The sequence below is a fragment of the Enterococcus sp. genome (genome assembly GCF_032555305.1).
In the GTDB taxonomy this organism is placed as follows: domain Bacteria; phylum Bacillota; class Bacilli; order Lactobacillales; family Enterococcaceae; genus Enterococcus_A.
The window spans coordinates 202504-223195 of record NZ_JAWGOQ010000001.1; the positions used below are offsets into that span (position 1 = coordinate 202504).

The 20692-nt window shown below is 40.4% G+C and carries 24 protein-coding genes; 2 read left to right on the forward strand and 22 right to left on the reverse strand.

Annotation, left to right across the window (positions count from 1 at the left end; all coding sequences use genetic code 11):
• Positions 1–164: 164 nt before the first annotated feature.
• The 13 genes from E6139_RS00990 to E6139_RS01050 all read right to left on the reverse strand — a co-directional run bounded on the left by E6139_RS00990 (position 165) and on the right by E6139_RS01050 (position 12555).
• Complete coding sequence (locus tag E6139_RS00990; protein WP_316401172.1) at positions 165–1274, reverse strand: DgaE family pyridoxal phosphate-dependent ammonia lyase; 1110 nt, start codon at positions 1272–1274, stop codon at positions 165–167.
• Complete coding sequence (locus E6139_RS00995) at positions 1264–2370, reverse strand: amidohydrolase/deacetylase family metallohydrolase (protein ID WP_316401173.1); 1107 nt, start codon at positions 2368–2370, stop codon at positions 1264–1266. The genes E6139_RS00990 and E6139_RS00995 overlap by 11 nt, the downstream gene beginning before the upstream one ends.
• 15 nt (positions 2371–2385) lie before the next feature.
• On the reverse strand, positions 2386–3078 hold the full coding sequence (locus tag E6139_RS01000) for a DUF4310 family protein (protein WP_316401174.1): 693 nt from the start codon (positions 3076–3078) through the stop codon (positions 2386–2388).
• A 278-nt stretch (positions 3079–3356) separates the two neighbouring features.
• A complete protein-coding gene (locus tag E6139_RS01005) occupies positions 3357–4136 on the reverse strand; it encodes a DUF4311 domain-containing protein (RefSeq protein ID WP_316401175.1) in 780 nt (259 codons plus the stop codon).
• 20 nt (positions 4137–4156) lie between these two features.
• Positions 4157–4507 carry a DUF4312 family protein gene (locus E6139_RS01010; RefSeq protein ID WP_316401176.1) on the reverse strand — a complete coding sequence of 117 codons (351 nt, stop codon included), beginning with the start codon at positions 4505–4507 and terminating at the stop codon, positions 4157–4159.
• A 12-nt stretch (positions 4508–4519) separates the two neighbouring features.
• Positions 4520–4873 carry a glycine-rich SFCGS family protein gene (locus E6139_RS01015; protein ID WP_216407725.1) on the reverse strand — a complete coding sequence of 118 codons (354 nt, stop codon included), beginning with the start codon at positions 4871–4873 and terminating at the stop codon, positions 4520–4522.
• Positions 4874–4891: 18 nt separating this feature from the next.
• Entirely contained in the window at positions 4892–5218 is a 327-nt protein-coding gene (locus E6139_RS01020) for a PRD domain-containing protein (protein WP_316401177.1), read from the reverse strand.
• 107 nt (positions 5219–5325) lie between these two features.
• Positions 5326–7170, reverse strand: a complete 1845-nt coding sequence (locus tag E6139_RS01025; protein ID WP_316401178.1) for a BglG family transcription antiterminator — start codon at positions 7168–7170, stop codon at positions 5326–5328.
• A gap of 368 nt (positions 7171–7538) precedes the next feature.
• Positions 7539–8603 carry a DUF916 and DUF3324 domain-containing protein gene (locus tag E6139_RS01030; protein ID WP_316401179.1) on the reverse strand — a complete coding sequence of 355 codons (1065 nt, stop codon included), beginning with the start codon at positions 8601–8603 and terminating at the stop codon, positions 7539–7541.
• A 27-nt stretch (positions 8604–8630) separates the two neighbouring features.
• Positions 8631–10676, reverse strand: a complete 2046-nt coding sequence (locus E6139_RS01035; RefSeq protein ID WP_316401180.1) for a lectin-like domain-containing protein — start codon at positions 10674–10676, stop codon at positions 8631–8633.
• 18 nt (positions 10677–10694) lie between these two features.
• Entirely contained in the window at positions 10695–11471 is a 777-nt protein-coding gene (locus tag E6139_RS01040; protein ID WP_316401181.1) for a WxL domain-containing protein, read from the reverse strand.
• Positions 11472–11488: 17 nt separating this feature from the next.
• Positions 11489–12220, reverse strand: a complete 732-nt coding sequence (locus E6139_RS01045) for a WxL domain-containing protein (RefSeq protein WP_316401182.1) — start codon at positions 12218–12220, stop codon at positions 11489–11491.
• Entirely contained in the window at positions 12220–12555 is a 336-nt protein-coding gene (locus E6139_RS01050) for an LPXTG cell wall anchor domain-containing protein (RefSeq protein ID WP_316401183.1), read from the reverse strand. The genes E6139_RS01045 and E6139_RS01050 overlap by 1 nt, the downstream gene beginning before the upstream one ends.
• Before the next feature lie 283 nt (positions 12556–12838).
• Here E6139_RS01050 and E6139_RS01055 point away from each other — a divergent pair, with 283 nt between their 5' ends.
• Positions 12839–14332, forward strand: coding sequence for a helix-turn-helix domain-containing protein (locus E6139_RS01055; protein WP_316401184.1), 1494 nt, complete (start codon positions 12839–12841; stop codon positions 14330–14332).
• A gap of 126 nt (positions 14333–14458) precedes the next feature.
• On the opposite strand, the gene E6139_RS01060 is transcribed toward E6139_RS01055, so the two are convergent.
• The 5 genes from E6139_RS01060 to E6139_RS01080 form a co-directional block, all read right to left on the reverse strand.
• Positions 14459–14791: a type II toxin-antitoxin system RelE/ParE family toxin gene (locus E6139_RS01060; RefSeq protein WP_316401185.1), complete on the reverse strand. Its 333-nt coding sequence runs from the start codon at positions 14789–14791 to the stop codon at positions 14459–14461.
• Entirely contained in the window at positions 14788–15021 is a 234-nt protein-coding gene (locus E6139_RS01065; protein WP_316401186.1) for a type II toxin-antitoxin system prevent-host-death family antitoxin, read from the reverse strand. Before E6139_RS01065 ends, E6139_RS01060 begins: the two co-directional genes overlap by 4 nt.
• An 82-nt stretch (positions 15022–15103) precedes the next feature.
• Positions 15104–16009, reverse strand: coding sequence for a magnesium transporter CorA family protein (locus tag E6139_RS01070; protein ID WP_316401187.1), 906 nt, complete (start codon positions 16007–16009; stop codon positions 15104–15106).
• Between the two features lie 122 nt (positions 16010–16131).
• A complete protein-coding gene (locus E6139_RS01075; RefSeq protein WP_316401188.1) occupies positions 16132–16875 on the reverse strand; it encodes a nucleotidyl transferase AbiEii/AbiGii toxin family protein in 744 nt (247 codons plus the stop codon).
• The gene (locus E6139_RS01080) at positions 16875–17876 is read right to left on the reverse strand and encodes a MarR family transcriptional regulator (RefSeq protein WP_316401189.1); all 1002 of its coding nucleotides are present in this window, start codon (positions 17874–17876) and stop codon (positions 16875–16877) included. The genes E6139_RS01075 and E6139_RS01080 overlap by 1 nt, the downstream gene beginning before the upstream one ends.
• A 446-nt stretch (positions 17877–18322) precedes the next feature.
• Between E6139_RS01080 and E6139_RS01085 the strand changes: the two genes are divergently transcribed.
• Positions 18323–18757, forward strand: coding sequence for a type II toxin-antitoxin system HicB family antitoxin (locus E6139_RS01085; protein ID WP_316401297.1), 435 nt, complete (start codon positions 18323–18325; stop codon positions 18755–18757).
• Positions 18758–18852: 95 nt separating this feature from the next.
• Here the strand turns inward: E6139_RS01085 and E6139_RS01090 are convergent, their stop codons facing one another.
• From E6139_RS01090 to E6139_RS01105, 4 genes are all read right to left on the reverse strand, one after another.
• Positions 18853–19137 (reverse strand): Txe/YoeB family addiction module toxin, encoded by a 285-nt coding sequence (locus tag E6139_RS01090; RefSeq protein WP_316401190.1) that lies wholly within the window; start codon positions 19135–19137, stop codon positions 18853–18855.
• Entirely contained in the window at positions 19138–19386 is a 249-nt protein-coding gene (locus tag E6139_RS01095; RefSeq protein WP_316401191.1) for a prevent-host-death protein, read from the reverse strand.
• Positions 19387–19770: 384 nt separating this feature from the next.
• Entirely contained in the window at positions 19771–20157 is a 387-nt protein-coding gene (locus tag E6139_RS01100; protein WP_316401192.1) for a type II toxin-antitoxin system HicB family antitoxin, read from the reverse strand.
• Positions 20158–20191: 34 nt separating this feature from the next.
• Positions 20192–20380 carry a type II toxin-antitoxin system HicA family toxin gene (locus E6139_RS01105; RefSeq protein WP_316401193.1) on the reverse strand — a complete coding sequence of 63 codons (189 nt, stop codon included), beginning with the start codon at positions 20378–20380 and terminating at the stop codon, positions 20192–20194.
• Positions 20381–20692: the final 312 nt, after the last annotated feature.

Here is a 20692-nt window from a genome sequence, read left to right on the forward strand (position 1 = left end):
TATTAATATTGTTAGATATCATCCACTCGTATGGACTATCAGCTAGCTCATAAATAAAGTTTGAATTTTTCTAACGTAAAAATTCAAATGATTTTCGTACGCATACCACTCCGGTAAAGCCTACGAAATGAATACCTTTCAAAAATCACAAGTGGTTTTCAAAGTCAGCTACTGCAAAAACCGGAGCTGGCAATCTCTTTTAATCGAACAATGATCTTATGCAGTTCATGCTGATCCACTGAACGGATATCAAATTCGATGATACCATTATTGGCTTGATATTCCCGTGTGTAGATCGCAGGATTTTCTGCTTTTAATGCCGCGATCACGTCTGCGGCTGAGCCCTTTTGCACTTTTACGCTGGCACGATAGATATCTCTTCCTGCTCCGTCTTGCACGACCTTTGCTTCTAAGCCCTCTATTTTATTGAGCTCTTCGATAAAGGGCGCCAAACGCTGCTTCATGGAATCGCCAGACTCGCTGCCGTAGTGTAAATGATCCACCAACGCCTGCGTAAAGCCTAGAATATTCTCCTTGCCGATCTTCATCGCGCGACCGATCCCTTTGCCCTGCAGTCGAATCCAATCAATATACTGGGCTTTGCCGATCACTAGTCCGCTGCTGGGACCTTCGATTGCTTTCGCGCCTGAGTAAATGACCAAATCCGCGCCAGCTTTACTGTATTGGTAAAGGTCTTCTTCCGCTGCCGCATCAACAATCAGCGGCAGACCATGCTTCTTAGCGACCGCTGCTGCATCTGCTACCGTCAGCATACTCTTTTGCACCGTGTGATGGCTCTTGATATAGAGTATCGCCGCCGTATTTTCAGTGATCATCATTTCCACTTGCTCAGGTGAGCAGCCGTTAGCATAACCGGCCTCAACGACTTTACCACCGCCTAGACTGACCATCACTTCAACCGGCGTCCCATAATCAACATTGTGCCCCTTGGGTAAAATGATCTCCCGCTTTTTGATACGGTCGGTATAAGGATGATAGGCATGATAGCTGCTTCCTTCACCAATCAATGCGGCAACAGATTGCGCGATCCCAGCTGAGGCTGAGGACACGATCTGCGCATCCTCCACCTCTAAAAGCTTCGCTAAATAAGCCCCCGTCTGAATAAACAGTTCGCTCATCTCAAAGAAATGTTCACCGCCAAAGCGCTGTGTCGCTACAACATTTTCTGACACTTTTGATACGCCTAAGATCGTCATTTTGCCTGAAGCATTGATGACTTCCTTTAAGCCAAATTTGTCATAACTAGTTGTCATAAACTGCGCCCCCAATAATTGTTTTCACCGGTTGGATCAATTCCTTCGCTGTTCGCGTAAAGCCATTTGAATCCGTCAATGTTTTTTCCCCATCTGCCAAATCGAAAATCGTGATATCTGCATCATAGCCAGTCTTCAATTGTCCCTTTTTCGCTAAATGGAAATATTTCGCTGGCACAACGGTTACCTTATCCAGAATCTCTTCCCACGAATAGCCAACAACCCGAAGCTTTTCCATCGTTGTTGCCAAGTCATAAACCGGTCCATTCTCACGATTGCGATGATATATATCGGTACTGATAGATGTTGCTTTGATTCCTGCTTTCAACGCTGTTTCTGCCACATGAAAATTGAAGCTGTCGGTGCCGTGACCGATATCGAAAACAATCCCTTTTTCATAACCCGCTTTCGCAAAGTCCTTGATCTGACCGGTCTCCTTATCTAAAATCCCATTCGGTTTGCCATTGAAGCAATGGGTTAACACATCCCCATCATCTAAGACCTCCAAGATTTCTTGCAGCTCTGGCGGTGCCGAGCCGATATGGATCATTAATGGAAGGTTTTGGTTTTTCCGCTGAATCTCCTTCGCCAATTCCAACGGGGTGATGCCATTTTCACCGATGACGGTCTTGCTCATGCGAGCTTTGATCCCTACGATGAACTGTGGAAACTCAGCTAAGCAATCATGCACAAGGTCTGTCTGAATCTTCGTTAAATCAGCTAATTCATCCTGCTCAACGATGCCCCATTTTGAAATATTGACCAGTGCATAGACATTAGTCTTTACATTCTTAGCGATCTCGTAAAAGTCGCCGATGTTTTCTGCGCCAGTCGTACCAGCGTCAATCACGGTCGTAACGCCTTTGGTCACACCGATTTCATCTGGATAATCATAGTAGAGCGTCATTTTTTCATAGCAATGAACATGATCATCAATCCAGCCGGCGGATATATAATGCTCCCCTGCTAAGTCAATGACTTTTTCCGCCGAAGATTCGATATTCGTGTCTACATTTAAGATGACACCATCTTTGATTGCGACTTCGACCGGTTCCCCAGTGATCAGTTTTCCATTTTTGATTAGTAAATCAAACATCCTTTAGCCCTCTTTCTACTGAAGCGCAACTGGGAAGATCGTACCAAGTACCATCGCTCCAAGAATCGCACCACCAGCAATAGGTTTCTTCCAAGCATAAAAGCCTAACGCTCCTAAAGTCGCGCCAATCCCGATCGGAATCGATGCTCCGCAGGCACTTAAGATAATCAAGGGACCTAAGAAACGCCCCGAAGAATTACCAGCACCCATCATGACATCTGCGCCAAAGGTTGAGTTCGCCTGATTGATCGTGAACTTCCGAATCAAAATAATCACACCGCCGACTAACAGTCCTAAAACAGCTCCAGTCAATAATGACAAAGCAAAGTTATCGATCGGTGCGCGAATCCCCATACTCAAGAAGATCGCTGGAATCCCGATACCAATACCTGTTAAGATCGATCCGCCCAAGTCAAGAATCCCTACCAATGAGCCTTCCAAAATACGTGCAAACAAGAAGCTTGCGCCAAACGCTGCTGCCGCTCCATATGAACCACCATCTAATCCCGCCTTCAGCATCGCTACGATGGATACTTCATTAAAGGCTCCTACTCCGTGTACAACATACATATGGGTTCCAGCAAAAACAGCCGCTGCCATAATTCCAACAGTGATTGGAAATGCCCAATCCGCATACCAGAAGCTTTTCGCTTTTTTCTCTTCAGAAAGCATCGCTTGTTCCCTTTCCAATTCTTCCGTGTTATCCATTTGTTTCCCTCCTATATCTTGTTAACATTCTCTTACAAGTCAATAAGGCTAACTCCTACTTAAGAACTCATTTTTCAAAAGGATCGAAAAATGAACTTTTCGTCGCCTCGCATACGATTCCACTAACCACGCTGAAGCATGGAGTGGAACTCGCAAACTGGCATCCTATAATGAATTTACTTATAGTAAAATTATTCTCACCTTATCTATCATTCTGCTAAATAGTTGAATCTACCCAACAACTTTTTCATTTACCAACTCACCCGTTCAGAGCTGTCTTAGCTCAATCCAAGCATTTTATGGATGTTTTCTAACCATTCTGGTGCTTGCAATTTGAAGCTTTCCAAGGCTTGTAGATCGAAGCCACGGAAGAAGCCGCTGAAGACGAATAGTAGAATAATCGCGCCCATCATCATCTTCGTTACTTTTGACCAGCCGATTTCATCGACACCTTTACCGATTAAGATTCCGAGTACCACCCCTGGAACGGCATTGCCCATAATCAATTGTGCGATTCCGCCGAATAATGTACCCCAAAATCCAGTCCGTTTTCCTGCGTCTAATGCTGCCAACCAGAAAATCACGGGCATGACGATATTAATCAAAGTAGTTGCTGCTGGAACTAATACCGCTACCGCAGTGACTTGCAGTGCTGCTGGAATAGCTGCTGCGGTTGAATTTAAGAATGCGACAACAATTGCTCCGACGACTGCACCAACAAAGCCCATTTTCCGAGGATTATGCATCGTTTCTGAAACATTTTTATTTTTTGCTAATAAGACCGAAGCTGCCCAGTTGGGAATGATCCGATGTGTGACATCCTGTGTAAATGCTCCGGCTCCAACCGTTGAAGCCCAAGCATTGAAGAAGAAGCCTAGCCCGAATGAAAAATGCGATGCCGGGTCTCCCATACAAGCGTTCATTTCACCTAGTGTACGAAAGGCACCCAATCCTTGCGTACTTGGCGCATGGAACATCCGCGCTGCTCCCATCGAAGCAGAAAAACCGAGTAAGCCGCCAATGATGATTGATTTAATTAAAATAACTGTAAACTCCACTATCTTTTTCCTCCCTTTACCTATAGTTTCTTGGAAATAACCGGAATCTGAATGCCATCAGGATCATCTGTCGTTTCCTGAGTAAAAGCTACTTCATTTACTTGAAGCGTCGTCACATTGACCGTCACTTCCAATTCCACATGATAGCTCGTTCTTTTTCTTGGAAAGAAGAAAAAGAGAAAACGTTCCTTATATGTCTTTTCAATTGCCTTGATAACGTCTACTTCAATCGGTTCAATGCGTAAAATGACTTCTGACTCCTGCATCATTTTCTTTTGGATTTGACCCAAGGCACTTGCAAACGCATGCTGTTTAGAATCGCCCATGCCTTCGACTGTCACGATGACTTGTTGGCAATCTTGAATACTCATTTACTCATCTCCCTAATTGTGTTTCTTTTCAAAGGCTTCGACTAGACGTTTGCCTAATTCTTCCTGATCCATAAAACCGAAACCTAAAACCGTTTTGCCATCATTGATCGCTGTGATGCCTTCTTCAATGGAGCGCATACCATGACGTTCTGGATAACCGTACTTGGTTGAAGCTGTCAGAGCTCCTGCTCCGCCGCTGCCGCAAAATGAAATTCCCATATCCGCATTTTCCTGCTGCATCACATCACCTAGACGCATATCTGCTCCCATACCTGGAACAACGACTGCTCTTCCGCCTGCTGCTTCTACACCTTTTGCTACGTTTTGTCCTTTACCCATACGGTCTGCAATTACTACTGTGATCATTTATATTTCCCCCTAAATTTAATTTTGTTTGGCTGTTTCAAAATGAATCGATAAGACATACATCTCATCTTGCGATAGATTGTCGATTTTCCTGACGACACCATCGGCTAACTTTAATGCTTCGCTAGATACTTCGCTGAACATTTCAGGATCAACTTCTGGAATCGTCTCCTGCTCTTTGGAACGTTTCAACATTTCATTTAAATGATTGATCAAGATCGTCCATTGTAAATCTGTTGGTGTGATGGACACTTTTACTAGTTCCACTTTTAACCAATCGGTTAGCTCTTCTAATTCTTTCTGATATTTACTAGTTGAAATAATTTGTAACGCTTCTCCAGTCACGGTTTCTCACTTCCTTCTTTATCCTATTGTTAGATACCATTCTGTTTGTCCATCATTGCTTTTCGGCTTATACACGAAAACAGAACAGACATCTTTTTGTGCAAACACTATCCTTTGATATAAGCAAATAGAGCATTGATTTCCGACTGATTGATGGTTAAATTGTGTTCCGCGAATAGCTGCTCTATCTGTTTGTTGTAAGACGCAGAAGCAGTTAGCGCTTCGTCCGTCTTGTTTCCTTCCATCATGTACTGCTGATCAAAGGTAATGCGATGAACCATCAAGAATACATGCAATAAGAAGGCTTCACGGTATTCTTGATTGAGCTGCTCTTGAAATAGCAGTAATAATTTTTCGTAGATCGTATACGCCTGCAAAATCAGTTCCTTGCTGAAATCCTCTAATGAGGTTCGATTGCTTGCCGGCTCCAGCCGTAATTTTTTCGTTCCTTTTTGTGGTGACTGGCTCAAGATTTTTTTGACTGCCTGCTGGATTTTTTCTAAATCCTGCTTGGTTGGCAGCGGATGAACTTTGATAAACTCACAATCCATCCCTTCGATCGGAAAAATGCTGATAACTAATTCTGGTTCCTTTTGCTTGATGATCTCCTGCGCATTCAGCACCGAGGCAAAAGCTGCGATCTCGATATTTGAGAGTTCTTCCGAAATTTTCTGCTTGATCAGACTTGTCACGCCTAAGCCAGTGGAACAAACATAGACAGCCCTAACACTGCGCATATCGGCCGCCTTCTCATAAGAAACGAGAAAGTGCAACGCGATATAGGCGATAAAGGAATCATTGATCAATAAGCTCTTCCCTTGAATCTCCCGCCGGACGACCGTTTCGATCGCATCGAACAATTCTGGATACTTGGCCTTGATATCATCCTTGAAGGGATTGTACTCATTCACGAACTTTTGCTTGCGGGATAACCGCATCGATAAGTGCGCATAGAGATTCGTCAACAACTGCGGATCATTTGAAAAGGAGTAGTTGATCTTTTTACTCACCTTTTGAATCAGATTCTCCGTCAAGGTCATGACATCCTGCTGCGGATCATTTTCGAAGGTATCGCTGTAAATGTAGCGATACTCATCCTCAAACAATGGCAATTGATAATGTGCAAAAACTTGCTGCATCAATAAGTAAGAGAGTTCCCGCTGCTCTTTTGGATCATTTAACAGCTGATAGCGACCAATCGTGTACTCGTTTTGCAGCCGTACAGTGGCAATCGCTACACGAATCAGCATGTTCAGCAATTCCGCGTAATTCAATTCCGCTGTGTCGATTTGCTTCAACAGCTGACGCATGTCGCCTAAGACTTGATTGAAGACTTCTTGAAATGCTGTCCCTTTGGCCGAATACAGTTCGTAGCCCTCTTGCTTTTCACTTTGCAGGAGCAGCTCCATGATCTTGTAGATGTCGTAATCAGTTAAATCTTTTTGCAGCACCTCTTCGATCAATAGTCGGATCTGATGCTCTGGACCCGTAATCAAAAAACCTTTGCGGGGCAATCGCTCAAGAGTCATCCCCTGAGAAACAAGACGCTGTTCTAAAACATCCAAGTCGTTGAGGATCGTATCCTTGCTGACCATCAAACGCTCCGCCAATTCAAAAGAAGTAATCGCCTGATTCGTGAGCATTAAGTAAATACTCAGACGATCCAGCCGCAAAGTCTGATCCGCGAACAACTCCAGCCGATCGACATCCATCAGCTCACTCTTTAATTTGATCCGTTCAGAATCACTCAGCACCAGCCAAACACCTTGACTCCTTTTACTGGTCAAATCCTGATTCCGTTCCTGAAGCCACAAACGAATGCTGTCCAGATCGTATTTGATTGTGCGCACGCTTACATTTTGCTGATCCGCCAGCTCCTTGGTGGTCCTTGGATCTGAATCCTCCAGCAACTGAAGCAATACCTGAATCTGTCGTTTCGTTATTTGCTGCATAACACTCTCTCCTTACACGTTTAACTATAGTGATTCGTTTTCATTGTCACAATATGAAATGATTGCACTTACTCTAGTGCAAAAAGTCTTTATTTCATGGGGAATACAGTATTTCATTTAGAAATACAATGAGAAAAAGGCAAAATTTGCGACAATAGATAGCACCTTCATTGCACTAATCCCTTTATAAAGTTATCATCTTTCACATAAGAACGGGCACCTTATCCAAAATCTTTTTTTTCTCGTAAAAAAATCAATAAAAACGGACACGCGCCATTAATCATGGAATCGTGTCCGTTTTTCATCTATTTCTTCTAAATATCTTACTCATACTATAAAAAGTTTCTAGTATAAAAATTGGTTCGCAATCAATTATTTTGTCTTCTTTTTCTCCAAAGAATATAGATACACCAGCCGAATACTACTAAAACAATCAGACCAATCAGAAGATATAGCCACGTATTGTCTTGTTTAAGCGTCACGTCCTTTTGATTTAAATCATCTGCTACCTGGGGATCAATCCGAAAATCTTTTTTGAATGTCCAATGATTCTCATACTTGGTCTTCGGGTCCTTCTCTTTCGCGAAAGCTCCTTTCTCGCTTTTATTTCCATATATCGACATTGATAATCGATAATTACCTGGCTTTAAGGCCTTTTTGTTCAACGAAATAGGAAAGGAAAAATTAGAATTAGGCGCAACTTGCATTTTCTCCTTTTCTACTTGGTAAACGGGCTCTTTGCTATTTTTTTTGGTGATCGTAGCAGATATGGAGACTTGATTAATATACGTTCGTTGATCGTTTTGCAGCTTGGTCAAAATAGCGTTTCGTGCATTTATTTGTCCCGGTTCGACCTCTCTCAAAATCAAATTTGGTGCAACAGTAGTTGTATTTTGACGCATCAACAAAGCTACAACGTACGAATAATCATTTTCAATCGCTAATCCCTGCTTACTCTCGATACGCGTACTTTTTTCTTTTTCTTCCATAAAAGTGATCCCACCTGCAAGAATTCCGTCAAATGCTTCATTCGGCATTTTCACTTTAAACGGGACGGTCTGCTCGCTCATGGGCTTTAAAGTTATCGAATCAGGATAGTCAACATAGTCTTTTAAATCAAAAACTAAACTTTCATCCCGTTTTATTTTATTGGCTCCATATTCCACGACGCCATTAGAATTTGTTTTTGCACTATTAACAGAGATCCCTACCTTAACCTCTTTCTCCGTATCATTTTTTAGCTTCACCTGGACCTCTGTCCTCTGATTCGGCGATAGCTGTAAATCAAAATAGCTTTTTTCTTTATCGATTTGATAGTCTGAAGGAACAGGTGTCGCAGAAAATTGGAATTCGCTCCCTTCGCTAATCAACGGATCAACTAAAAACATGACTAGAAGTATCAATATAACAAACGATGCTTTTCTTCTTTTCAAGAGTCCTCTCCTCATTCATTCTAAACTTTAATTCCCTGGGGCATCTACTAAGGACCACGACAGAGCACCTTTAAATGTTCCTAAACGTTGATATTCAACTGGAATATCCGCCTTGATTCCTCTTTGTTGAGACGCATCTAGTAAGCCACTTAAATCGGTCTCTCCCTTTTTATCGCTTTCAGTAACGTTGATCGCAGTATCTGTTATATGAGACACAGCCGTATCTGACACAAAGCTCAATAAGTAAGGCATGGTGAATTCTCCATTACTAAAGGGCTGACTCTGTTTTAATTGCACCTGCCAACTTCCTTGCTTTCGTTCGTCCATAACGCGCAGACCCTCAGTAGGCTGACCAAACTTTACAAGTGGCTGGTTGGTCACCTTTAAAGTACCAAAGGCAAGCTGCTTCGGTGCCTCAAGAAAATAAAGTTCACCTGTGCGATAGTAAAAGTGAATATCCTGTGAATCCTCAGCAAAGACTCCTTCGGCATTTCCTGAATCGTTCTTGAACACAAATCCATCAATTGAGATCGGCAATTCCTTATAGCTTTCTCCGATTTTCCCAGTAACCTGTTTTGAAGGAACAAGCTCTTGATTGTTCGTTGCGTCCAGATAAAAAACTGTCAGCGTTTTTTCCTTAGGTTTAGCAATTTGAACATGCAATTCATTTGATTTTTGCAACATTGTTCCATTTTCAAGGTAATCAAACGCCAGCGCTAGGCGCGTTTCAGGTATTGCATCCTGTACTTTAGTATCAAGTGTCAGTGCCATTTCCTTTTCCAGCACTAAATAATTTGCTAAGTTCACAACAATTTTTGAATCAATGATGGAAAGATCTTCTGACGCAACCGGTGCACCATCGATCGCTAAGGAATCCTGCTCATAAACCATTTCTGGTGGTAGTTCGATACTAGCTTGCGGCTGCTCCACTTGCGTATTCGCATGAGCAGACACCAAATCATTGTCAACCGTCAGCGAGTTTCTTAAAGTAACAGTATCTCCTTTACTCGCTTCCACCTCTGACGCAAATTCTCCGCCATTTACACTAGCCTGTGCGAAGGATTTCACACTTGAAGGAATTTGCGTCATCGCCAATGCATTTTCTTGATACTTCCCGCCAGTCGAGGAAGTAAATCCCCAATAAACCATGCTGCCGCCAAACTTTCCATTCAAATCGTTGAGTACTAATGAAGAAGAGCCCACCCCTTCCAACTCGTAGGTCAATTGTTGGCTTTGAGCATCCCATCGAACCGTCAGCATCCGCCAAGTACCATTGGACAGGTATGTAGGAGCAACCGTTACCCCAGAATGTTCACCAGAGGGATTGTTATTATTTTCTTTCGGTGTAACGAAAGCTACGTGTCCATATCCCTTATTATCAGAACTTATTTCCCTGTCCATACGATCGACAAGGCCTTGATTTTTGTAGGTATCAAACTCAATAGAGAGCCCACTCTTAATATTGGGTTGTCCGGTTTTTGTTGAGTAGGAACCAATCCCCATACCAGGCGAACCGATCACCTGATCAGCGTTTGTTCCCATCCGAGAATCATTGGTTAACGTGAAGGTCATCCCATCTCCCGCATTTGATTGCTGATCCCCTAAGTACAGGTAACTTTTAAACGTGAAATCTGATAGGAGACTAATTGGCTTTTTAGACCAGATGGCTCCTTTTTGAGATTTACTTGCTGGATTCAGCTGAAGCAATTTCCCATCTTCTAAAATACTCGTACTATTTCCGATTGGGTTTTGAAAAACTTTATCAATTGGAATAATATTCGGGTCTTCCGGCAACGCCGCAGCAAAGGAGTTGTTTTGGCTTTCCACCAAAGATTCCTTCTCCTCTAACAACCCTTCACTTGTCGGATCAACCGTATCTGTTTCGAATGAACTGCTTGACGAAATCGTAGCCTCCGTTGGCTGTTCCTTCTCCGGTCGTGTCTCTTCGATACTTTCAACTGTCTCTGTCTGTAAATTAGTTGAAACGGCGGTTGTTATCATACTGTGACCTAAAAAAATGCTTATGAACAAGAGAGTATTTCCTAGAAGGAATAGGCTTTTCTTTTTTTTCATCTTCTCCACCTTTATCCATTAATTCCCAGGCACATCCATCAACGCCCAATGTAATTTCGTGCGATAGTTCACCGCATCCTTTGGTGTTGAACCCGGGACAAACAAAGCAACTGCTTTATTTATTGTTGCGCTTTGAACGGTGCCGTCTTCCTGCTGTTCTTCTCTTTCCTCTACTGTTCCCCAGTAGGTGACCCACAATCCGCTCCCCGATCCCGCTTGGGCTGTCGTTACTACGGCAGTCATTTCTGGAATTAGTGACAGTTGGCTCTCTGCCGCTGGTCGCTTTCCATTTTGATTGTTGCTAGTAACAGTTGGGCTGGATAAAGTCAGCTGTGCACCTGTTAAACGATCATTTTTTGTTGCTTTATCCGCTCGGAATTGTTCTACTTGCTTAACCGTCAATAGCCAGCCCTGATTTGTTCCGCGATTATCAGATACTTGAACATAATTCGGAGTCGCTGGATGGTTCTTTTGATATTTTTGTGCTCTAGCGTAATAGGTCTGATCCTTGTTAGAGATGCGATTCTTTCCGAAATCAAAGCTAGAAACATAATCAATTGATAATGGGCCAGCAGTGCCTGGTCTAGGACCCGTGGGATCGATAGGATCAATGGGTTGAACGGGATTCTCCGGATCTGGTTTTTCTGGATCGACTGGATCGGTAGGCTCAGTGGATGGGACAAACTCAACCATGCCATGAGAAGAATACTCTTTCTGTTCTTGCGCATTTGACTGTGTACTCCCCCAATTGAAAGCGACACTCAGTACAAAAAAAAATGCAAGCTGCTTTTTCATTTTCCTTCTCCCGACCGTTACGGATTATCTGGTGTATTTTCCAAAGACCAAACTACTTTAGCTGAATAGGCTTGGGCCAGTTTTACTGATTCGCCTGGTACAAAGAGCTGCACTGCGTCCTTGTTCTCATCTGCAGTCGAACCAAAACGATAGACCCAAGTCCCGACACCTGTTCCAGCTTGAGCATTGATCGCTACCGTATTGGTTTGTCCCGGTGTTAACACTAGATCTGAATTAACTGTCGTTGGCATGTATTTGCTATCAACAGAGGAAGCCGCGCTCCCTTTAGTAAAGCGAAGTTCAGCACCAACCAACTCATCATCAGTGGCTGTCTTAAATTGCTCTGGCTGAGAGACACTTAACTTCCAACCTTCTAATGTTCCTCGTTTATCTGTTACCTGTACGTAAGTCGGCTTTTTGGTGCCATCCTTCATCTCATCTGGAGAAGCATAATACGTCTTATCCGCTGTTGAAATTTTTTGAGAAGCAAATTTAAACTTGGAGCCATAATCAATTGATAAGGCACCACCTGTTCCCGGTTCTGGGGGATCAGTCGGATCTACTGGATTGGTGGGATCTGGATCTTCTGGATCGACCGGTGGGGTAACCTCATCATCACCAGCCTCAAACGTAATCGTACCTTCCGTGTTATATTCTTTTGGAAAAGTTTCATCCGCAGCTAATACGCTTTTCGTTCCTAATCCAACACCTAGTAGTACCATCATTGAAAACACAATTGTTTTTTTCATTATAAAAATACCTCTTTTCTTTTTATTAAATAGATACTTCCCACACACAGCAGCAAACCAATCCAATAATAAATTGTATTTTTGGTTGTTCCAGTGTTAGGTAAACGCGATCGACCATTCAATGTATTCGAAGAAGCGTTTTTCCCATTACTTTCTGTATCAGAAAGTGGGTTCTCCTCTTCATTTTTGTCTCTTGTCTCGTATTCGTATGTGCCGTAGAAACCAGCTTGTCCATTCGATTCATACTGCGCTACTTCAGCTGAAGCGATAACTGGCATCCAACTAAACAGCACACCGAACAATACAACTCGAAGAATTCTCGACAGCTTTTTCAATTCATCCTCTCCCCTCGGTATTCTTATCAAATTCAACGATCAATCTTGAATAATGCCTAGGCCTGTATGACAAAAAAATGAAGAACGTTCAAGAAATCAGCGATCTCCCAAATACAGTTTAAATAACAATGATATTTTTAAAAAATCTACCGATACTCAGAACTTACTGTTTCATAGTTTTCTGCCACGTGTGATATAGTATCAATTGCCAACGATACGTTTCAAATACAAAATATGTACACAGCTATACATAAAAAGTAAAAATAACAGAGGTGATAGTATAATGATCAAACAATCGATCCTTAGAAAATTGAACCTGCTCTTTTACATCATTAGAAAGGAAAAGACGTCTCTAACAGAACTTTCTGAACATCTGGAGGTACCAAAACGAACCGTGAAAGAAGACCTAAAAACCATCAATGAGCTAATGGCAGATGAATTTTCTCTATCGACCTTCCTTCTCTCTAGTCGTCAGGGAGTGATTACGATTCACCCTGAATATCAGCAAGACGCCGTGAAAAATGCGTATGCGCTAAAATTATCCTTGCTGAAAAATCAGACGATCTTTAATTTTTGTGTGCTGTTAATTACGAATGTGACGATTTCTAAAGACGAACTGTTGGATAGCTTGTTCATCTCCGAAGTGTATCTTTCCAAGCTTACTGTGCAATTAAACACATTCCTTAAACGCTATGGACTAAAAGTGGGAATCAAAAATGACCATTATTCTTTGGAGGGAGACGAGTTCGAACTGCGTCTGTTTTCCTGTATTCTTTTACAGGATAGCCATCAAGATTTGGAGTGGCCCTTCAAAAACATTAGCAAGGACCAAATTCGTCAAAACATTCCTGAGTCTATCTTGAAAAATTCTCATAGGATCTCTAATACCAAACGTCACTCGCTCTATTTGTTCCATCAATTGCTTCGTTTACGTTTTGATCATCAGAAATTTTTACATTCAAAAATCAAACCAACAATCGAAGAGATCATTGACTTGATGGTGTTCCAGTATGATGGCGCCTTTGTCATTCACGCTGGAGGGTACGGAGAAATTCCAGAAGTGTATTACCGTCAGGAAGTTTTATATTTTAACTTCGTGCTGCATGTTTTGACTCCCGACTCGGTTTCATGTCAAACGAAAATTGAAACCGGACGCCTTTTTGCCCAATCAGATGCACAATTGTGTCAATTTTCTCGTAATATTTTTCAATCTTTTTCTTCCGTTTCAACATTTCCTATTTCAGAAGACAGTGCTTGTTTATATCTTTATTATCTCGTTTTATTCAATACACTTTACGAGTTAATCGGTGATCGACTGGAATCTTTTCTTGATCTTTATATTCCTAAATCCACATTCCATTTAAGTACCAGCAATACCTATATCAACGAGATCCGCACTGCTATGGAAACCGTTTTTTCTGACTCACGTCAGGCCGCTTATGCCAGCAGCATGCTCTATTCGTTGTCTGTCTCTGAAAAACAAACACAGATTCAGCTGTACCTCCAGATGAATAAGGATTTTATCGCTACGTATGCGTTACAGAACCGTCTGCAAGGTTTTTTCAATTCAGAGAATATTTTTATCACAGATGATTATTCAACAGCGGATATTGTCGTGACTGATTCCTTAGAGGAGCCCGATACGGAAGAAAAATTGATCTTCTACTTTGATTCCTTAAACAATGAGGATGCATGGGAACATTTGTTGATTCTCATTCGTAAACTGTACCTAAAGAAAAGCAGTTCCTTGCATGCTTTGGAAGTACAAAAAAGCTAGAAGGATCAATCACGAAATTGATCTTTCTAGCTTTACACAGGTTCATTTTTTTATTAGTTTCCTCAACAAATAGGAACGGCCTTTTGAAGCACTGCATAAATGCTTCTTTCTAAGCACAGAGAAAAATTAATCATTCTCATTAATAAAGAAGCTGAATTTTTGCATAAAATCTTCATTTACAGAAAATAATCGTAACAGCAACACCTCTTTTTTTGCCTCATCAATTGAATAAAACAAAACATTTTTTTCCAAAGGTAAATATCTATACCCATTAAAAGTAAACATAAGATTTGTAGCATCTTTTCCTTTTTTAGGGAATGTACTTAGCGACTCAAATGTATCAAAGAGTTGATTCATTCCTTCATTCGACACATCCTCTGAAAACTGAGTAATTAAATAGGTCTTCAATCCCTCAAGGTCTGTAATTAAATCATTGGCTAATCGAACAATATAACTCATACTCCAAGTCTCTTCTTAGCCTCAGAAAGAGAAATCGTACCACTCTCTTCGGCCTTTTTAAGCTGATCAACAATTTCCAAACTAGCTTTTAGGCGATCATAATCTTCGATACTCACGACCACATATTTTCCACGACCATTTTTTGTCAAAAAAACAGGGGCATCGCTAGTTACTTGTTCTAACAGTTTATTATAATTTCGCAAATCTGAAACTGGTTTGATATTTAACATATTGATCACCATCCTCAAGCTCATTGTACTATATTTTACTACTAATTTACAGCAAACCTACTGAGACATCCACATTTCGAACTTATTTCATTAGCTTTCTCAACACATAGGACAAGCCAAACCACAACAAAAGGCTGACACCAATCGTAATGACCCAACCAAATGCATTATGCTCCAGCGGCAGCGGCATATTCATCCCGAAGAAGCCGGAAACGATCATAGGAATCGTCAAAAGGACGGATAGCACCGTCAAGATTCGCATCGTATCGTTCAAGTTGTTGTTCAGGACATTATTGTAGGTACCGGATAATTGCTGCAAAATCTGAGAAGACAATTGCGTCATTTCCACCAATTGCTGCGCCTCGATCAGGACATCATCCAAGCTTTCCTTTTCCTGATCGCTCAATCGACGATAGACACCGTGACTTTTGATCTGCTGCACTAACAGCACATTTTGGCGCGAGGCCGTCACGAAATAAACGATCCCCGTCTCTAAATCCGATAATAGCAATAAATTCTGCTTCGTTGTCTTATCCTTTAATAAATTGCTGATCCGTTTGCGGTCACGATCCATTCCTTCCACAAAGGGAAAATATTGGTCCGAAATAATGAAAAGACTGCCAAATAGCAGCTCAAATAGCGTGCTGTTGGGATTTTTCTCCAGATAATTTTTAATTTCAAAGTAGAGGTATTTGCTTTGCTGATTGGTTACTGTAATCAACGTACGATTGACCACGATGAAGGTCACGGGTACTGTCTCATAATGGTTATCGATCTTGCGGCGATTCGGCGCATTGAATATCAGCAACATCACATCGGTCGCCTTATCATAATCCAAATGCGCCCGCTCGTTCCGGTCCAACGAGTAATCAACGAATTCACTGTCGATCCCATAATCCCGATACAGATTCTTCAGTTCATCCATATTTTCCGCATCGATATTGATCCAGCTGTTCATTTTATTATTAAACACTTCTTTTGTATACATAGGCCTGTCTCCTATCTGTCATGAGTCCGTATGCATTCTATCATAGAACAGGCTGGTTGTATCCTCCAAATCCTTGAAGGGTTAGCTCCTCCGAGAAAAAATGTAAAGTATTTTTTTGCACTTTAATACAGTAAATCCTTTAGCGCTTGAAAAATGACTAGCGGTTCAAGCACAATATCATCATTCTGCGGGATAGCATCCCTATTTTTCTCAAGCCGATCAAGAAAAGCTCGCATATCCTCTTGAACTTTATCATTCAGAGGTATCTTATTCGTATCTGTCAATGAACCAGTCAGGCGCGCAATGTCATTTAGATGCTTTTTAATATTTCGACTGTCTACACGCGTCGTACCTGCTTCTTTTTTCTCCGATAAGTCTAACCAAGCTTTTGCTTTAAATATAATTAGATGCTTGTTATCCAAAACAGAATAACCATCAATCACACTTTTCCCTTGTTCCAATAAATGATAATAGTCTTTGTCTAGAAGCAATGCCGAAAGACTCATCTCTTCATCAAAATGAACAGGTGCTGTCCTTAACTCACTTCGAAACCAATCCGGTATAACACAAAAAAGTTCAATAACCGCTGGATAATCGGAGTCAGTTGTAGTAAATCGATAAAGTTTCCTCTCTTTATCCATAACAGTCGGTGCATAACTACCCTCTTGAAAAAAACGAACCAAAGCCTTATAAAATGCCTTATCTTTTTTGTCATCTATTATGACCAAATCATAGTCTTTTGTCGTTCGACTTTTTAAATCATATTGCGCTAAAATCAATGATGTTGCCGTTCCACCAATCAATACATAATGCTCTTTGAATTCTTTAAATGCAGCGAGAAATTTTTCATTACTATTAATAGGCATTACTCTATCTCCAAACATTCAGTTATATATTCTTTTAGCTGATCCAGCTCCAACTCTATCCGGGGATCATCTGTATCTTTTATTGTTAAATATAAAGAAATCGGATCGATCATTTTTTCTTCATATAAACCGATCGGGGCATATTCCCATAATTCCAGCTCAGTCATTTGTCCAATCTTCTTATCTAAGATTCCTTTGCTGCTCAATCCTTCTGATTTTCGAAAATCCCTAAATGCTTTCTGTGAAACTGCGAATATTTGATCAGAATTATCTAGCATGGAGAATTGGCTTAAAGCCGATTCTCCAGCTAATTTCATTTGGGTATCACCTAATTTAGATTCAGCTAAACGGTCTCTTGTATAACTATCTAAAAAGACCGAATCCTTCTTAGGGTTTATAAAAAATTTTGAGCATTCCTCATATATTTCTATTGGAGTTTTTTTCAAGCTATGCTTTCCATGCTCTGAATCGATCCAATCATTTTGCTCAAACCTTTTGAGTGCTCGATAGATCGTAGGAATCGATACTCCGATTGTGCGCTTGATTTCAGTAGGGTTAATTGCTTTTTTATGATTCAGTAACAGACTGATCATCACTGCTTGTTCACTTGGTGAAAATTTACCATCAATCGCTGCAATCTTAGATTCAAATTTTTTTAAAATCATCCCTAATTGAGGAATAAAAACATTTCCTTTGTAATCAATGAAAGAAATTCGTGCCTTTAAAAGTAAGGTACGCGTTTCCGCTGAGATTTCTGTAAAAACTAATATGTATGGATTTTCTGCCGTTTCACTAATTTTTTCTGCTTGCTGAATCAATGACTCTATCGAACCTGAGCGCTGCTCCTTGATCAGTAAAAATGATAAGTCTTCCTCTAAAAATGATAAGCTCAGCAACTCATATCGATGCGAAAAAGCTAACGGCAACTTTATAGTAATTGGTTCTATTTCAACAGATAAGGCTATACTTTCAAACACTTTTTTGAGCTTCATTTCGTTCATATAATCACACCTCTAATCTGAATTATCATAATAATGTATTTTATCATCATAAATGATAATTTACAAATTGATGATAATTTGTTCGACTATCGAAAATGTTCATTTGTCCTTAAACACATTAAAGGAACTCTTCAAATTTCGTACTGCCCAGTACATAAAAAAAACACTCACACATATGCGCGAGCATCTAATCTTGATCTTTTGGATTACATCACACTTTTTCATAAAAACGCACTTTACACACGTGCTAGCACGTTTTATAGTATTTATGTAAAGGATTTCATTCTCGGTACTCTCACAAAAAAGCGACTATGAAGGCCGTGAGAAGGAGTAGTCTGAGCGAGTCTTAACTTCTTGAACAAGATGGTTATTTCCATCATTTTGAGGGCTACAGGGCGCGGGCGTGAAATACTCTCACATCTAATTAGAAGGAAGGAATGAACATAATGTTGAGCAAACCTTTAGCAAAAACGTATCCAGCAATTTTTCATCCAGAAGCAGATGGCGGCTACTTTATTGAGTTTCCAGATTTCCAAGGTGCCTATACAAGAATTGATGAAGAGAATATCTCTCATGGAATTGCTATGGCAGAACATGCATTAGGGATGGTGTTAGCTGACTTTCTTGAACACAACGAGCCATTGCCTGAGCCAACACCGATCAATAAAATTTCAGTCAAGGAAGATTCTTTTACCACGTTAATTCGGGTAGATGTCGCCATCTATTTAAGAGATACTGAGCTGATCAAAAAGACTTTAACTATCCCAAAATGGGCGGATAAGTTAGGCAGACAAGCTGACATAAACTTTTCCGAACTATTAACAGAGGCGATTGCAGAGAAGGCAAATGACATTTTTGTTACAAAGAAATCAGTACAATAATAACAATAAGGAAGCGAAAATTCGCTTCCTTATTGAACGATTAAAGAGTTATTTTACAGAACATTTTCAGTGGATCCGACTTCTTTTCGTATTTTCTATTTTGGCATATTATTTTCATAGTGTGACCACGCTGAATATACTTTTACTACTTTATTCTTCTTATCAATCGTATAGACAACTCTATGTTTTCCATTGATTCTCATAAAATACATTAACTTGTTTTTAGGTCGTAATTGCTCGAATTTTCTAACTTGCGTATAAGGATTCTTTTTTAGCGTTTCGATGATTTCTTCATAGTCAGATAGTAGATTGATTTTTTCTAACAGTGATAAATGCTTCTTTTTAACTTCCTTATGAACGAATACTTTCCAATCACTCAATTACGCTTCCTCAAAATCATCCTCAGATTCGCTTTCCACAAGACTAAATACATTATCAAGCGTACCTGTTCTATACAAATATAATTCTTCTTGAATTGCATTCCATTCACGTTTAGACAATATTACTACTCCATCATTTATCCCATCTTCATTCGCCAATGTAACTTCAAGCTCACTATTATTAGTTGCTACGCCTTTCAAAGTTTCAAATAACGTCTTTCTTAAATTCGTTGGTGTAATTACTTCCATGACAAGCACCTCTTTCTATATGTACGTTATTATGTACATCGCAACGTACGTAGCATAATTCTTCAAGTTATCTTTACTCTTTAAACAGTATGATAGTAAATTTCTGACAAATAAACGATACCCATTTTTTGAATCACCGCAATCGAGAAATTTCTTTGCTTTTTTTGACACCTGTTCAAACTCTTTCCCCGTTTGTTTGAAGTATCTCTGTTTTTGAATCGATCAATCCATTGAAACGGATGGCGAAAAATGACGGTGTTGAATGCTCAGGCAACAGGCCTCAAGTAAAAAAGTATTGAAGGAGTTTACTGCATCAGAAGGTAAGTGCTCAAAAAACATTCATGATTAATTTCCGCTACACTTCTCAAACAAATAACCAGTCTATTAAATATTTAGTTTTTCTTCCAAAGCATCTGCCATCGTTTTTGAAAAATTGATTTTTTCATTGGTGGCACGTACATTCAGCCAATGAGGAATCTTGATTGTTTTTTTATCTAGTTTAGCATCCTTCAAATAATCGTTTAGTTCTACAGGAATCAATGTAGCAAACTCGGTTTCGCGATTTATAGTAAGATCATTGATTTCACTCGGCTCAGGTAAAGAATAGCCTTTTTCGATCAAATCGCTGAGCATTATTCCTAATGCATCTGAAGCCATCTCTAACCCTTCAGGAATGGTTTCAGCTTGGGTAACAGCTCCCTCTACATCAGGGAAATATATCCCGAAGCCAACAGGATCTTTTTCAAAAATAGCCGGATATACTTTTTTCATTACAATTCCACCTTTTTTTGATTGACATAGCAGGCTAAAGTCCTACTGCCTTGCGAACAGATTTTTCAACTCTTTGGGAGAGCTCTTTAGAGTGGCTGTTGAGTATAACAGGTCGCGGAAAATTCGCCTTAACGAATTTTCTATGAGAACCTTTTCCACCATCAACTTCGACAAAGCCAGCCTTTTTGAGCAGACTTTCTGCCTCTCTCACTGTCATGGGCATTACACTACCTCCTGACGATTTTATTCTAGCACGTACTGGGCGTACTGTAAATTATTTTAAGAAAATCATACCTTCAATAGCAACATACGCTTATCAATTGAGATTTCATTAATATCACTCGTTTTACAAGTGAGAAATAAACGTGATGACTGATCATCCCTTAGCTCAATAGAAATCCTGTATTTTTTTCTGTCTCAGTGTTAAATTCCATTCTGCTCAATCATCTCAGCACGTAAACCAGTGAGCAATGACAATACAAATAAAGCACCTATTATCCTTATTCAACTAAGGATAGTAGGCGCTTCGACAGTA

Bases quoted from the DNA above. Each gene is read 5' to 3' on its own strand.
- E6139_RS01065 (WP_316401186.1), bottom strand. From the start codon at position 15,021: ATGTTAAATATCAAACCAGTTTCAGATTTGCGAAATTATAATAAACTG.
- E6139_RS01015 (WP_216407725.1), bottom strand. From the start codon at position 4,873: ATGATCACAGTAGTAATTGCAGACCGTATGGGTAAAGGACAAAACGTA.
- E6139_RS01095 (WP_316401191.1), bottom strand. From the start codon at position 19,386: ATGGAAGTAATTACACCAACGAATTTAAGAAAGACGTTATTTGAAACT.
- E6139_RS00990 (WP_316401172.1), bottom strand. From the start codon at position 1,274: ATGACAACTAGTTATGACAAATTTGGCTTAAAGGAAGTCATCAATGCT.
- E6139_RS01025 (WP_316401178.1), bottom strand. From the start codon at position 7,170: ATGCAGCAAATAACGAAACGACAGATTCAGGTATTGCTTCAGTTGCTG.
- E6139_RS01000 (WP_316401174.1), bottom strand. From the start codon at position 3,078: ATGGATAACACGGAAGAATTGGAAAGGGAACAAGCGATGCTTTCTGAA.
- E6139_RS01075 (WP_316401188.1), bottom strand. From the start codon at position 16,875: ATGCCTATTAATAGTAATGAAAAATTTCTCGCTGCATTTAAAGAATTC.
- E6139_RS01085 (WP_316401297.1), top strand. From the start codon at position 18,323: ATGTTGAGCAAACCTTTAGCAAAAACGTATCCAGCAATTTTTCATCCA.
- E6139_RS01105 (WP_316401193.1), bottom strand. From the start codon at position 20,380: ATGCCCATGACAGTGAGAGAGGCAGAAAGTCTGCTCAAAAAGGCTGGC.
- E6139_RS01010 (WP_316401176.1), bottom strand. From the start codon at position 4,507: ATGAGTATTCAAGATTGCCAACAAGTCATCGTGACAGTCGAAGGCATG.
- E6139_RS01070 (WP_316401187.1), bottom strand. From the start codon at position 16,009: ATGTATACAAAAGAAGTGTTTAATAATAAAATGAACAGCTGGATCAAT.
- E6139_RS01060 (WP_316401185.1), bottom strand. From the start codon at position 14,791: ATGAGTTATATTGTTCGATTAGCCAATGATTTAATTACAGACCTTGAG.
- E6139_RS00995 (WP_316401173.1), bottom strand. From the start codon at position 2,370: ATGTTTGATTTACTAATCAAAAATGGAAAACTGATCACTGGGGAACCG.
- E6139_RS01035 (WP_316401180.1), bottom strand. From the start codon at position 10,676: ATGAAAAAAAAGAAAAGCCTATTCCTTCTAGGAAATACTCTCTTGTTC.
- E6139_RS01080 (WP_316401189.1), bottom strand. From the start codon at position 17,876: ATGAACGAAATGAAGCTCAAAAAAGTGTTTGAAAGTATAGCCTTATCT.
- E6139_RS01100 (WP_316401192.1), bottom strand. From the start codon at position 20,157: ATGAAAAAAGTATATCCGGCTATTTTTGAAAAAGATCCTGTTGGCTTC.
- E6139_RS01055 (WP_316401184.1), top strand. From the start codon at position 12,839: ATGATCAAACAATCGATCCTTAGAAAATTGAACCTGCTCTTTTACATC.
- E6139_RS01045 (WP_316401182.1), bottom strand. From the start codon at position 12,220: ATGAAAAAAACAATTGTGTTTTCAATGATGGTACTACTAGGTGTTGGA.
- E6139_RS01040 (WP_316401181.1), bottom strand. From the start codon at position 11,471: ATGAAAAAGCAGCTTGCATTTTTTTTTGTACTGAGTGTCGCTTTCAAT.